Origin of the sequence: Paenibacillus sp. SAF-068, assembly GCF_051967555.1 — a bacterium.
Lineage (GTDB): Bacteria > Bacillota > Bacilli > Paenibacillales > Paenibacillaceae > Paenibacillus.
This window is the reverse complement of the sequence record NZ_JBQCJX010000001.1, coordinates 976,953-990,901: the sequence shown is the minus strand read 5'-3', so window position 1 is coordinate 990,901 and position 13,949 is coordinate 976,953. Positions and strand designations below refer to the sequence as shown.

Genomic DNA, 13,949 nt, shown 5'->3' with positions numbered 1-13,949 from the left:
CCTGCGATGTGGCATTTGCATCATTTAAATGCAAAATACGCCCTGGATATATGCATAATGCTTATGTATGTACTACATCTATACCCGATATTTTGTCGATTCACGCTTATTTTTAAGAAATCTGTAAGGTGCTATAATCTTGTAAATATGTTAAAATATTATACATATCATGGTAGGGAAAAGGCGGGATACTCATGTCGAAGGAAGAGCGCAATATAACCTGGCAATCATCCAGCATCAACAGACAGGACCGGGAGAAATATAATGGGCACTGTAGTCGTGCCATTTGGTTTACCGGGTTATCCGGTGCAGGAAAGTCATCTCTTGCATTTGCTCTGGAGCAGTATCTCTACGACCAAGGCGTACGTTCTTATGTGCTAGACGGAGATAATGTACGTCATGGACTGAACCGTGATCTCGGTTTTACAGCAGGGGATCGTCAAGAAAATCTGCGAAGAATTGGTGAAGTATCGAAGTTAATGGTAGATGCCGGGTTGTTTGTTCTTTCGGCTTTTATCTCCCCCCATGAACAGGATCGGGAGATGGTTAGACAGTTATTTGAGCCGGATGATTTCATTGAAATCTATGTGCGTTGTTCAATTCAAGAATGTGAGCGGCGTGATCCCAAGGGGCTGTACAAAAAAGCACGTAATGGTGATATCCCGCATTTCACAGGCATTTCCGCACCCTATGAAGTGCCAAAATCTCCTTCATTCATCATTGATACAGAGCAATCATCCATTGAGCAAGCCGTGCAAGAGATCGTACAACATTTGGAACAGATCGGCGCTCTCCAGCTTCCGATCCCTTCCAATACAGCACTGGCTCATTAAACCTGGTTCATTATACTAAACTACTTTACATGAAAGGCGCGTCCATAGTGGCGCGCCTCTTTACGTGATACCATCGCTGGTCATACCAGCGATAAATGGACAAACAGAAGAGATACAGCTATTCTATCCTTCCGTTTGAACATCTGTTAATGTCCACTTACTTACTTACTTACTTACTTACTTACTTACTTACTTACTTACTTACTGCCCCACAACGCCCGCTTGCATATTCAGAAGTTTGCTGAACGTCCCTACCGGATCAGTAGATAACTGCTGGTACCCACCCTCTTGAATCACTCGACCTTCATCGAGCACAATAACACGATCTGCTGTCCGAATCGTAGACAATCGGTGTGCAATCACGATAATGGTCACATGTCCTTTTAGCCGTTCCAGCGCCTCATGAATGTACTGTTCATTCTCACTGTCCAGCGCACTTGTTGCTTCATCCAGTACCAATACGGAAGGATTCCGCAACATGGCCCGGGCGAGAACCAGTCGCTGACGTTCGCCCCCGGATAGACGAATCCCCCGATCACCAATAATCGTATCCAGACCCTGAGGCAACTTCCGTACAAATGCCGCAGAGGAGGAAAACTGCAAAGCCTGCCACATCTGTTCTTCACTTGCATTCGGATCCACCAGACGCAGATTCTCACGGATACTCGTATGGAACAGAAAGGGGTCCTGAGAGACATATCCGATTGAACTTCGCCAGCTCAGCAATCGTTCCTCTGACAAAGGCACACCATCAATCAGAATACGGCCACTCTCCGGTTTTACAAGGCCCATGATCAGATCAATCAGTGTGCTCTTGCCTGCTCCGGATTTACCTACAATCGCGGTCATGCCCCTTGCGGGAATCGAAGCATGCACATTCCTCAATGAATACGTGTCACTTCCCTCATAGCGATAGCAGACATCCTCACACGTGATAGATTCCTTCAGCACCGTTGGCTCAATTCTAAGAAGACCAGAGTCATCCACTGAAGCAATCTCTTCACTAATCTCGCGACTCTTCGCCGTCTGCGCTTGCAGTTCTCTTACCACACGAAACGCAGGCAACATGGAACTGATGTACTCCAGATTGGACTGGATCGCTGTAAACCTTGGCCATAAACGGGAAAAGATCAGGATGATGAGCAGCAGACTTGCGGGAGGCACCGTCATGACACGGAGAGAAAGATAGATGAATGCCGCAATTATGATAGCAGCGGACATCCGATGAATAAGTTGTGTTCCACTGTTCAATTGGCTAAACTGAATAACATTGCGTTCAATCTGTCTGCACATGCGCTCGAACCAGCTTATATGTGAACGCTCAAGCATATTGCTTTTGATATCCTTAATGCCGTTGAAATGCTCGGTAATGCCATTATAATAACTTTGCGAGAATTCAGAGGTCTGGTCTCCGATCTGCTTGGCACGCTTGACGAATTTTCTCAAGACAATAAATAATAACAACCCACAGACCAGCACAAGTGCTGTCAATTTGGCGGACAACCAAAAAGCTAGACCAATCTGTATCCCCGTAAAGATCAGGGAGGCCGTCATTTGCAGCACAATGCTCGTGCCTTGGCTCACACGTGCTAGCTCAGTCGTTAATATATGGTTGAAATCGGATTTTCGTTTTTGGAGAAAAAATGACCATTGCGCCATAATAATGGCACCATAGGTTTCCATGCGCAGCGTTCGTACAAATTGCTGCTGGATTCGAGTATTACGGATCGTCTGAAGACGCTGCATCCAAGCCTGTCCGGAGACAATCAACACAAAGGTGAACAATACGAGTAACAATTGGCTATTCTCAGAAAAACGATTCAACATTGGTCCAATCCAAGGAATGTTCAACCCTGTGGAGCCCATCTCGAATATGCCGATCAGACTCAGCATCGGAACAAGCATGTAGATGCCGATACCTTCCATAAGACTGATACAGATCATTCCCAGCAGATTCCAATATAAAATGGGCCCCGTGACATGATGCAATTTTCGCATAAAATACTTTAATTCCGAGATCATACTTTACCCCTCTCCGTCACCGTATACCTTTTAATTCGCCGCCAGAACCAGAGAAACGGACGTAACGGAAAGTACAGAAAAAACAAAGAACGCGGAAGCGGCAGTTGATTCACATCCCATGTACTTGGATACAAACGTTCAATAAAGAAAAACCATTTCTGTTTGGTACTTCGTAGTTTAAACAGGTACGAGGCATAAGACTTCATATCCGCCGGACTATCCAGCATATCGTTCATGAACGCTGCACCTTCAGATGCTAATCGTTTGCCGGTACGCTCACTCAAGAACATCAAGGATGTGTACTCGATATCGAGCGGTGTGTTCAACAAATCGGAGGTCAAGTGAAGTGCTTGTGAACCAATGGACAAACGTCCCTCCGCTTTCAGACGTCGTTCTACTTTCTTCACATCGAGTGGCATGCTTCGAATCATCTGATCGATATCCAGCAACCAGCGCAGTCTGAACCAGCCATGACGTGCCCCATGAGTGACCAAATAAGCCCACAGATCTTCTTGTTCAAGCATACGGACAGGTGTCTGGGTGTATGAACTGAACCGGCTGCGTTTCCACAGCAATTCAAAATCGGTTTCTTTGCCCGAATCCGGGTTCAGCCGCCAATGGATTTCCACTTGAGTTCTTTTGACCGGATGGGTGTAACAGATATGATGTTCCCGCCATTTCCAGCTGCGCACCGTAGGTGCTCGTTCCCCTTCCTTGGATACGTAACCAAGGGTAGCAAGAATGCCTTCAGCCGCTTCCACATCATCAAACGGAATCAAAATATCCAGGTCTTTGGAGGTTCGCATCGATACATCCCCATAGAGATCATGGGCCAATGCTGGCCCCTTGAGCGTAATATTGCGGATGCCGTGCTCACGGAAAGCTCCACACACCTGCTCCATCTCAGCGGTCAGGTGTAACATGCGAAACGTATTGGCCGTATATTGTTGTCTCAAACTCTCCATAACATCGGCAGGAATGATCACCGGGTTCAATTCTTTCATTTTCACGTAAAGTACAGCGTATAAGCGGTGATGATAGACCAGCCTCAGAAAGAGTTTCCAATCCGTTCCCTTCAAACGGGTCTTGAGTTCTTCAGGGGATAAAGCCGTCAGATCACCTCTAATCATACTCAAAATCAGCTTAAGCTCCTTCGGAAATCCTGACGAATAGAGTTCACTTTCATGTATCATAGACAATCTCCCCAGATCCCTTCTCCGGACACCGTTTGCCAAACACGCCGACAACCGTATATTGGTCCATAGTATCAGCTCCGGTCACGATCAATTTACCACTTCGCAGCCAGGCATGGGCCATCATATGTCCTTTCTTATTCCGTGCAGTCCCCATATATAACGTACTTTCTATCTTGCGTCGCTCAAGCATCTTCATCCCGGCAATCGCCATCACCAGGCAGCGGCTTTCCCATAACGTATATTTACTGGCGATCGAAATCGCTTTGGAAATATTCCGTATAGCGATGACCTCACTGCGATCGAGTCCTGTCATCGGTGTTTCAACCATGGGTGTGCCCAGCCCTGGCGCGATTTTGGCGAATGGCATAGCCTTCTGTATGCGTGCCCAGCCAAGGAGGATGTAAGCCTCCCATATCAGTCGACGCATCGACCGCGGAAACGAGAGATAAGCTTTTATTTTTCGCAACATGTTCTACACTCCGCGAGTAACATCGATTAACCCTTCGCGGGACAGATGTTCAAGAAACTGTACCACCTGCTCACGACACACATCCGGCTCAATCTCATATTCCGCAGCAAGTACCTCAACCACTTCTCCCAGCGTGCGTTCTTCTTCGATCAGATCCCAGATTCGACCACCGGTACTCCCGAGATTATAGTATTTTCCAGAGCTAATGCTCATCATGACTTTCTCACTGCCCATATCACTCACCAGGTTGCCTTCCTTCCGGATAACCCGATCTTCCACATTCATCGGCGTAGTCGCTGTCATTGTCCTGTATGCACTCCTTTACGTATATGATCTGTGATCCGATCCACCATCGCAAATGCTGTAAACTCATCACCCGTTCTGACCAATCTGCCAATCTCCACACTTGCCGAAAGTCTTGAAGCCGTCTCGAACAGCCACTGTGCCAATCCCTGTCTTGCAACGAGTCCACCGCGGAACGTATGCGAGCATAACAGATGCAATCGTTCTAGCCCCGTCACTTCAACCAGCTGAACGGATGAATGGTTTGCCTCCGGTTGTGGAGCAAGTTCGAATATCCCAGCTAGCGGTACAGCCATCTCATGAAAATAGTGTTGAACAGGGATCGCATACTTCGTAATCTCTGCGTGAACCGTTGCATAATCCTGTTCCTTCATGCCGAAACCATCCAGACTTGGCTGCCATAATTTCTGTTGTGGATAACCAGGTGATACGATGGCTCTTCCCCCGGCATCCCAAGTCAGTGCCACAACATCATCGGTAAGAAGCGGATATCCGCGTGATGCCAGTGCGGCCGACAGTGTCGATTTGCCTGCTCCCGAATGTCCGACAAATGCGTAAGCCCACCCATCAATAACCACTGCACTGCCATGTAGTGGAAGAATGCCACGCTGCATCATAATGACTGCCATACATGTGCCCAGGATGAATAATCTGACCTTTTTCTCATCTGCACCCGGTATAGGGGATACGACAATGCGCTTTCCTTGCTCCATTAAAAACAGACCTGTATCTTCGATTTTGAAAAAAAGGCTGCCCTCTCGAGCCACAAAATTGTCGTTGCCTACATCCCAGCACTCCCACATTGGGGCCAGATCTGAAGACTCGATGTGTACATCAACTTCATCAAAATCAGCCTCCGCATTCTTGGGTGCGACCTGTAGTTCAGGCATTCGAATTTGGCTCGACCAGCGCAGACCATACGCTACGTAATGCACAGGCAACAATGAACGACGCCTCCTTCGTTATAAAATGGAAAAAAAGCCCTTATATTCATGTTGCTCAATATAAGGGCGGAGGCGAAAGCTGGATTGGTTCCATTTCCGCCCTTTAAGTATGATGACACTTCATAACACTAACAACTTAGGAAGTTGGATCGTACAGATCCGCATCGTGAACGGTTACCCAGTCAATTTGTCTGTAGCCAGTACCGGCCATCGTTTGATTGACTTCCAACACTTCAAGAGCTGGAGCTTGCCATTCTTTCTTTTCGTTTTGCATTGTATTCACCTCCCTTCATGTGCACATGGTCAAAATTTTCGAATAAAGCGGTACACGATCAGACTGTGCATCATCAATCGCAGATCTGGATGTGAGGCAAGCTCTGGTCTCGGACTCGGAAAGTTGGCCAAGGCAGATTTGATACGCTCCGTGTTTAATATGCCAGCGACCTTGCTGTCAGAACACAACGCACGCAACTCGGCCGTAAATGCCTCCCAATTCGGAATGATACGATGCAGCCAATCTGCCGGCTGTACACCCCGTACACGCTGATTCAGTCTGACCTTATCAGGCAACTCCGGTGAAGTCGCCCGGCGAATCAATGAACGATCCGTCCCGTGTTTCACATATTGTTCAATCGGTACAGACAAGCAGAATCGAATGACTCTGACGTCACTGGTCGGGTCACGTTCCCAAGCCCGATAACGGAGAGAACATTTTGTGGCTACTGCACCATTTTTGTTCGCGATAGCCAGATTATTGAATTTCTCGGCACGGACCTTGAGGGCATCTGCCTGGGCACCGCCTTGTAGAACAATAATGGATTTGAGTCGTTCCAGCACACCCGTTCTTTGCGCAAAATCAGGATGGATCAACTGCACGGACGCGGCCTGGCTTGCTCCTTTGGACTGAGCCTTGAACCATTCCGGGTATGCCTTTTTCCCAGTGATCTTGGCTATACGGGAGAAGGGCATGCCAGTCCGTTCACTATACTGCTGCATCTCACGGAACCAGCGATACCAACGGCCACTTTTCAGCAGACTGGCGTAATAATCTAGAGCCGGCCCCCAGGAGATGGTGAAATTACCACGTGCGCCTGTGAGCAGGATGCCTGCATCTTGCTGGCTTGCTTTTTCATAGAATCCGCGAATCCAGAAAGAATTTTCAAAGTATTTATAAGGCATCTCCATAATGTCGAGCCAGGTATCCACTTCACTGAGTGGACTTCTGCCTTCAAAAGCAAGGTAGTTCTCTGTGATATTGCCAACATGATTAATGGTTGAACGTATGAAAGGCCGTTCGTCTGCGAGCAACGTTTTTGACGTATAATCTGTGAAATCCGGTACGGGAACATAACTGTAAGCCTGCAGCCGTTTGCCCTGACTTCGCAGTGTTCCGGAAGCAAAACCAACCACGGCTCCCGAGTCCAGCCCTCCACTTAATGCAGCAGCCACCTGCCTGTGGGTTCGGAGTCGTGAACCAACCGCCTGCCCAAAGACCTCCCGAAACGCTTCTACATACTCACCATCCGATTTAAGCCTCAGAGGTTCCACTTCATTCCAGCGATGATATTGCTTCAGCTCCAGTCTCCCATCCCGGAAGACAAGTGTATGTGCTGAAGGCAGCTGGCTTATTCCCCGATATACGGTCGAATTGATATCTGCTGAATCATGCATGTCGGGGATGGCAAGGAATTCGGACAACCAGGTCTCATCAAGTTCTTTATGTACCCCTTCAAGCCCGAGCAACGGATTCATGAGTGTGCAGAACGCAAATCGTGAACCATCATGTCGGTAATAGAAAGCTCTCATGCCGGTAATGTCTCTCGCTGCATACAGTTTACGATTCCGCTCATCCCATATGGCGAATACAAAATCCCCCAGCAATCGGACAGCCACATCGTCTCCCCAGCGCTGATAGGCACGCAAGATCAGTTCACTATCCGCTAACATAGCCAGTTCAGCTCTGGATATCTGTAATTGATCAGCCAGTTGTTCCCGATTATCCAGAATGGCATCTGCTGTGATTGTCAGACCACTTTCCTCATCAAATAAAGGCAATTTCTCGCTAACCGATTCTGGTGTAATCCATTGGGCATGACAGCTAAGGAAAGCCTCGTTGCCTTTCCACACTCCTGTTGTATCCGCAGGGACATGCCCCAGGCTTGCATACAGGCGCCAACTGTCTTCCCATAGCGCCTGCTGACCATCGTTGTGAACAATTCCTGCTATGGCGCTCATGACTTGCCTCCCCGTAGAATCTTGCGCTGTGAAGCCCAGGCGCTGATCTGATGACCAAATGGTACCCATGATTTGATACGCTGTATTTTGCTTTGAGCAGAAGCCAACTGTACCTTCAAGCGTTCTCGCTCACTGTATCCCCGTTCCAGACGTTGATCTGCAGCCCGTAATGCGGCTTGCAGCTGTCTGATCGTTACCATTGCAGCCAGCGTAGGGTCTGCCTTTTCCGGTTCTTCAACAACGTGGTCATTAAGTTTCCCGAGCGGATCATGAACGACAGAATCTGTCGGCTGCATCCGGTATTGCGGTTGCCACTGGCAACCGGTCGCTGCTGTCAACTGATGCGTCATTCGGTCGATGACCTCCTGATCAGGACTTGCATCATAATGTACACCCGTCCATTGTTCGGCTTCTGCGAGCTGTTCACTGTATCCCATCCGGTGGAACAGATCTGCCCCCATTACACGACAATAGAGTTCAACTTCATGCGGTTCTAATATGTTTTTCCAGTTGTTAACAGAATCTTGATGTGCTTCCTGATGCGAAGAAAGGAAGGGATCTCCCACGCCCATACTGTAGAACATGTCAGACTTGGCACTGTCCAGAAACTGTCCATATTGCTCCATACCCTGTTCATATGAAATCCCCAGAAACGCGCATAGTTTCTCAAGTTCTTCCTGAGGACTGGACACCAGTCGTTCATATTGCAATTCGTATGCGTTGGCATGTGGTTTGGCAAAATATTCATTCAAGCGGAGCATCCCAAGTGTGAGATCCACGGATTTCATGTTTAATTTGGGGCTCTGCAGACTATGAATCAGGTCGAATCCTTCTCCTGTGTGGCGATTTACCTTTTTGAATGATGCAGCTATGGCCAGAGGATTACGCTGGAGATGAATGCGCTTGGACTGAGGGAACAGACGATCCAGCCATTCAAGCATGTAATAATAACGGGGAGATTTATCAACGATGAAATCTGCTCCGCTCCCTTCCAGGAATCCATTGTAGATCTCAAGCGCAAAACTTCTGCACGCCTTTTCGAAGACATCCTCGGAGACCATGGCATTGTAGAACTGACGAATGATGGAGCTACCTCCATAAGCGCGTGAATCCGCCTTGGGCAAATCGACAAGATTCATCAGAAACCACATTTCCTGGGTGGCAAATATACGACTATGATTTTGCAGCATGACGGTGGATAAGGAACTACCACTGCGGGGAACACATAGTAAGAAAACAAGTCCTTTACCTTGAGCATCGATCAATGGCAGCCTCTCCTCTGTTCAGTAGTATAAATATGTAGCCGGGATAGACCAGACTCTACCTTTGTGTTTGGCGAAACGAGTAATATGCACGCTATAGGTCAGCATTTTGCAATATTCCGTCGGAAGCCAACCTGGAATGAAGCAAAACACATGGTTACATTCGACAACTCTCAGATACACTATGTATTCATAGTTTTACTCTATGATACAAAATGTATCATGTCAATCTTTTATTTTCACCTTTTCATAAATTGTTACTCTTTCACTGTATTCTGCTGTCTGTCGTTTCAGCACTTCATCCTAAGCAATCTTGATCAAGTTGCACAAATGCGAATAAGCTTCAGACATGTTCTGTAAGGAACACTGCCTGAAGCCATAACTAATTTATGGTTACGCTTTGGATGAAAACCGATGAATTGCCATCCGCTAAGCCTTACATTTGAACTTTTCCCAACAGAGCTCCGATGCTTCCCTTTCGTTCTTCTTCCTGATCTGCCTGTGCAGCATCCTGCAACCCCTTCTGTACGTTCACAGCTAACAATACAGCAATGCCAGCTACGAAAAAGAAGATAAGCGACAGAATCCCCCAACGTGTGGAACCTGTGATTTGTCCAACATAACCAAACACAAATGGACCGAATATCGAAGAGAATTTGCCTGTAATATTCACAAATCCAAAATACTCACCTGTTCTGCCAGCTGGCATCAGATTGCTAAACAGGGAACGAGCTGTGGATTGACTTACACCCTGAACGACACCAACCAACCCGGCGAGCAGGTAGAAGTGAATCGCATGTGTCATGAAATACCCGAGAATTACGATACATATGTATACAGATAAACTAAAGATTAATACCCGCTTCGCTCCCCAGCGCTGTGCCCAGGCTCCCAGTAACAATGTGCATGGGAAACCGATAAACTGGGTTAACAGCAGCGCGAGCATCAAGTCGGCTGTACCTATGCCTATACTTGTCCCATAGATCGTAGCCATCAGAATGATGGTATTGATGCCATCATTAAAAAACCAGAAAGCCACCAACATGCGGATTAACTGGGGAAAACGCCGCATCTGACGAAAGGTTTGCCGCAGCCTGCGAACTCCCACCCCAGCATACCCTTTCCACGAGCCAGGCAGATCCGGTGATGCTGGCCGTCTCGGAGCATGGCGAAAGATCGGTATCGAGAACAAAAGCCACCACAGTGATACGGAGATAAAAGCCAGTCTTGTGCCTGCCAGTGTACTGTTCATCCCAAACCAGCCCGGTTGCTGAATCATCAGCATGTTCACCGCAAATAGCAAACCTCCTCCAATGTAACCATAGGCATACCCTTTGGAGGATATCATATCCCTTCGTTCCACAGGTACCAGATCCGGCAGCATTGCATCGTAAAAGGTATTGCCACCTGCAAAACCAATCGTAGATATGATCAGTAAGGCGGAAGCAAGTAACCAATCCCCTTCTCCGATTGCGCTGAATCCCAATGTGGCAAGAACACCAATGATTGCAAATACACGCAGGAAGTCGCCCTTTCGTCCTGACAAATCAGCCAGCGTGCCAAGCAGTGGTGTTAGCAGGGCTACGCACAACATGCCAATGGAATGGGTATAGGCCAGATAGGAGGCCGCGGTATCCGTATCCAGTGTTGCGGCAGCCACCGAAGCATAGAATACGGGCAATACGGCCGCCAGTACAGTTGTCGCATAAGCCGAGTTGGCCCAATCATACATAATCCAAGCCTTGATCGCCTTTTTATTCACATAAATCCTTCCTTTTCATGCATCTCTATATTAGTACGTGTTTAAAAAGTCTAAGTGGACCTCTTAAACAACCTCTATCAGATGCCAGATCGATGTCTTTCTCCTATTGTAAAGGAAGGATATCACACTTGTTCACTGTTTATGTAAAAAATGGAGCAGTTCTGTTCTTACGACTCACCTAACCTGAAAGGTGAACTTTCATAATTGGTTCATTTTATATCCACTCTCATCACATATCATCCTCGCCCGTGAATATACTTAATTACCGACAGGCCAAACTGTGCCGCGTAATCAATGGGGGGTGCCTACATGTCAAATTCACACCAGCCTTACTCGTTCGTCGTGTCGAAGGAAGATTGGTCGCTTCACCGCAAAGGGTACCAGGACCAACAGCGCCATCAGCAAAAGGTGAAAGATGTCATCAAGCAGAATCTGCCTGATCTGATTACGGAAGAAAACATCATCATGTCTGATGGAAAACAAATCATCAAGGTACCAATCCGCAGTCTGGATGAGTATCGTTTTGTGTATAACTACCAGAAGCAAAAGCATGTCGGTCAAGGAGACGGTGACAGTCAGGTCGGAGACGTCATCGGTCGTGATCCCGCTGCTTCGCAAAAACCCGGCAAAGGCGAAAAAGCTGGCGATCAGCCTGGTCATGATATTGTGGAAGCCGAAGTTAGTATTGAGGAATTAGAAGATATGCTCTTCGCTGAGCTGGAATTACCCGATCTGAAGCAGAAAGACAAAGACCTGATTGAGACACATACCGTGATATTCAACGATATTCGCAAAAAAGGCATGCAGTCCAATATTGACAAGAAACGTACCATTCTGGAGAATCTGCGTCGTAATGCTACGACCGGTACCCCGGGTATCCATCATATCAGTCCAGATGACCTCCGCTACAAGACATGGGAAGACAAAATTATTCCACAATCCAATGCCGTTATTATTGCCATGATGGATACATCCGGGTCCATGGGTTCGTTTGAGAAATACTGCGCGCGCAGCTTCTTCTTCTGGATGACCCGTTTTCTACGTCGTCAGTATGAGAAAGTCGAGATTGTTTTCCTCGCCCATCATACGGAAGCCAAGGAAGTAACCGAAGAAGAGTTCTTTACCCGTGGCGAGAGCGGAGGCACCATCTGCTCCTCTGTATATATGAAGGCATTGGATATTATTGACAGCCGTTATCCACCTTCAAGCTACAATATCTATCCTTTCCACTTCTCTGACGGAGATAATCTGACCTCGGATAACGAACGGTGTGTGAAGCTGATCGGAGAGTTAATGAAGCGCAGCAACATGTTCGGGTACGGCGAGGTGAATCAGTACAATCGCAGCAGCACACTGATGTCGGCTTACCGTCATATCAAGATGGATCAGTTCATGTATTATGTGATCAAAGAAAAAGGCGAAGTGTACAAAGCTTTGCGCAGCTTTTTCCAGAAAAGGGAAGGAGGCAGCGTTAGATGACAGATGAGATCCGCGACCTTGAATACGCTATTGCCGAGATTATGGAGATTGCCAATGGATTCGGCCTGGATTATTACCCCATGCGGTACGAAATCTGCCCATCGGATATTATTTATACCTTTGGAGCTTATGGCATGCCGACCAGATTCAGTCACTGGAGCTTCGGCAAAACATTTCATAAGATGAAAATGCAATATGATTTTGGACTCAGCAAAATTTATGAACTTGTCATCAACTCCAACCCTTGTTATGCCTTCCTGCTGGACGGCAATTCCCTGATCCAGAACAAATTAATCGTAGCCCACGTCCTGGCCCACTGCGATTTTTTCAAAAACAATGCCCGCTTCTCCAAATCCAACCGTAATATGGTCGAAAGCATGGCTGCTACGGCGGATCGGATCAGCAATTATGAGATGGAGTACGGAACGGAAGCGGTTGAAACATTTATCGATGCCGTGATCGCGATTCAGGAACATGTGGACCCACAGTTGATTAAACCCCGCCATTTGGACAAACAACGCTACATGGAGATGAAAATGCGGGAGCAGCGCGGTGAGAAAAAACCACGGCCGGAAGGTCGCTATGATGATCTATGGTCACTTGATGACGTGCAGACCGAAGAAGCACCCGCCGAAGGTATTCAGGTCCATCATTTTCCGCCTGAACCGGAGAAGGATGTCATGTGGTTTATTCAGGAATTCTCCGAAGTATTGACCGACTGGCAGCGGGATATCATGAGTATGATGCGTGAAGAGATGTTATATTTCTGGCCACAGATGGAAACCAAAATCATGAATGAAGGCTGGGCATCCTACTGGCATCAACGCATTATCCGTGAACTCGATCTGAACAGTGAGGATACGATCGAATTTGCGAAGCTCAACTCCTCCGTGGTGCAGCCATCCAAACAAAGTCTGAATCCGTATTATCTGGGACTGAAGATTTTCGAGGATATTGAACGGCGCTGGGATCACCCAACCCGTGAAGAACAGGAACGTTGGGGCCGCAAACCGGGGCAAGGTCGTGCCAAAATGTTCGAGGTGCGTGAATTCGATTCCGATACCTCCTTTATCCGCAATTACATGACCAAGCAATTAACCGAGGATCTGGACCTCTACGTATTTGAGAAAAAAGGCCCGGACTGGAAAATCACCGACAAGTCTTGGGAAAACATACGGGATCAGCTCGTATTTTCACGTGTCAACGGGGGCTCCCCTTACTTGGTCGTACAGGATGCTGATTATCTGCGGACAGGAGAACTCGTGCTGAAACATCAATATGAAGGTATCGAGCTGGATCTGAAATATATGGAACGCACGCTGCCTTATCTGTATCGCCTCTGGGGACGTACCGTACATGTGGAGACACGTGTCGAGGATAAGCCGATCTGGTTTACGTATGATGGCAAGAAGCACCACCGCAAGTTTTTGTGAGTTTTGGATAA

General features: G+C 47.4%; 12 protein-coding genes. 3 read left to right on the top strand and 9 right to left on the bottom strand.

Annotation, left to right across the window (positions count from 1 at the left end):
• The first annotated feature begins 194 nt into the window (after positions 1–194).
• Positions 195–833, top strand: coding sequence for an adenylyl-sulfate kinase (cysC, locus tag ACTHPG_RS04420; protein WP_440387927.1), 639 nt, complete (start codon positions 195–197; stop codon positions 831–833).
• A gap of 201 nt (positions 834–1,034) precedes the next feature.
• On the opposite strand, the gene ACTHPG_RS04415 is transcribed toward cysC, so the two are convergent.
• The 9 genes from ACTHPG_RS04415 to ACTHPG_RS04375 all read right to left on the bottom strand — a co-directional run bounded on the left by ACTHPG_RS04415 (position 1,035) and on the right by ACTHPG_RS04375 (position 11,026).
• Positions 1,035–2,852: an ABC transporter ATP-binding protein gene (locus ACTHPG_RS04415; protein WP_440390129.1), complete on the bottom strand. Its 1,818-nt coding sequence runs from the start codon at positions 2,850–2,852 to the stop codon at positions 1,035–1,037.
• Positions 2,852–3,985, bottom strand: coding sequence for a nucleotidyltransferase domain-containing protein (locus tag ACTHPG_RS04410; protein WP_440390128.1), 1,134 nt, complete (start codon positions 3,983–3,985; stop codon positions 2,852–2,854). The genes ACTHPG_RS04415 and ACTHPG_RS04410 overlap by 1 nt, the downstream gene beginning before the upstream one ends.
• A gap of 52 nt (positions 3,986–4,037) precedes the next feature.
• Positions 4,038–4,520, bottom strand: a complete 483-nt coding sequence (locus ACTHPG_RS04405; protein WP_440387926.1) for a lasso peptide biosynthesis B2 protein — start codon at positions 4,518–4,520, stop codon at positions 4,038–4,040.
• Between the two features lie 3 nt (positions 4,521–4,523).
• Positions 4,524–4,823 (bottom strand): lasso peptide biosynthesis PqqD family chaperone, encoded by a 300-nt coding sequence (locus ACTHPG_RS04400; RefSeq protein WP_440387925.1) that lies wholly within the window; start codon positions 4,821–4,823, stop codon positions 4,524–4,526.
• The gene (locus tag ACTHPG_RS04395; RefSeq protein ID WP_440387923.1) at positions 4,820–5,767 is read right to left on the bottom strand and encodes an aldolase; all 948 of its coding nucleotides are present in this window, start codon (positions 5,765–5,767) and stop codon (positions 4,820–4,822) included. Before ACTHPG_RS04395 ends, ACTHPG_RS04400 begins: the two co-directional genes overlap by 4 nt.
• A 136-nt stretch (positions 5,768–5,903) precedes the next feature.
• A complete protein-coding gene (locus tag ACTHPG_RS04390; RefSeq protein WP_278296013.1) occupies positions 5,904–6,041 on the bottom strand; it encodes a paeninodin family lasso peptide in 138 nt (45 codons plus the stop codon).
• Positions 6,042–6,070: 29 nt separating this feature from the next.
• Positions 6,071–8,002: an asparagine synthase-related protein gene (locus ACTHPG_RS04385; RefSeq protein WP_440387922.1), complete on the bottom strand. Its 1,932-nt coding sequence runs from the start codon at positions 8,000–8,002 to the stop codon at positions 6,071–6,073.
• Positions 7,999–9,267 (bottom strand): sulfotransferase family protein, encoded by a 1,269-nt coding sequence (locus ACTHPG_RS04380; protein ID WP_440387921.1) that lies wholly within the window; start codon positions 9,265–9,267, stop codon positions 7,999–8,001. Before ACTHPG_RS04380 ends, ACTHPG_RS04385 begins: the two co-directional genes overlap by 4 nt.
• A gap of 433 nt (positions 9,268–9,700) precedes the next feature.
• Positions 9,701–11,026: an MFS transporter gene (locus tag ACTHPG_RS04375; RefSeq protein WP_440387920.1), complete on the bottom strand. Its 1,326-nt coding sequence runs from the start codon at positions 11,024–11,026 to the stop codon at positions 9,701–9,703.
• A 309-nt stretch (positions 11,027–11,335) separates the two neighbouring features.
• Between ACTHPG_RS04375 and yhbH the strand changes: the two genes are divergently transcribed.
• Both yhbH and ACTHPG_RS04365 read left to right on the top strand, forming a co-directional pair.
• Complete coding sequence (gene yhbH / locus ACTHPG_RS04370) at positions 11,336–12,505, top strand: sporulation protein YhbH (protein ID WP_278296016.1); 1,170 nt, start codon at positions 11,336–11,338, stop codon at positions 12,503–12,505.
• The gene (locus ACTHPG_RS04365; RefSeq protein ID WP_440387919.1) at positions 12,502–13,938 is read left to right on the top strand and encodes a SpoVR family protein; all 1,437 of its coding nucleotides are present in this window, start codon (positions 12,502–12,504) and stop codon (positions 13,936–13,938) included. The genes yhbH and ACTHPG_RS04365 overlap by 4 nt, the downstream gene beginning before the upstream one ends.
• Positions 13,939–13,949 lie beyond the last annotated feature (11 nt).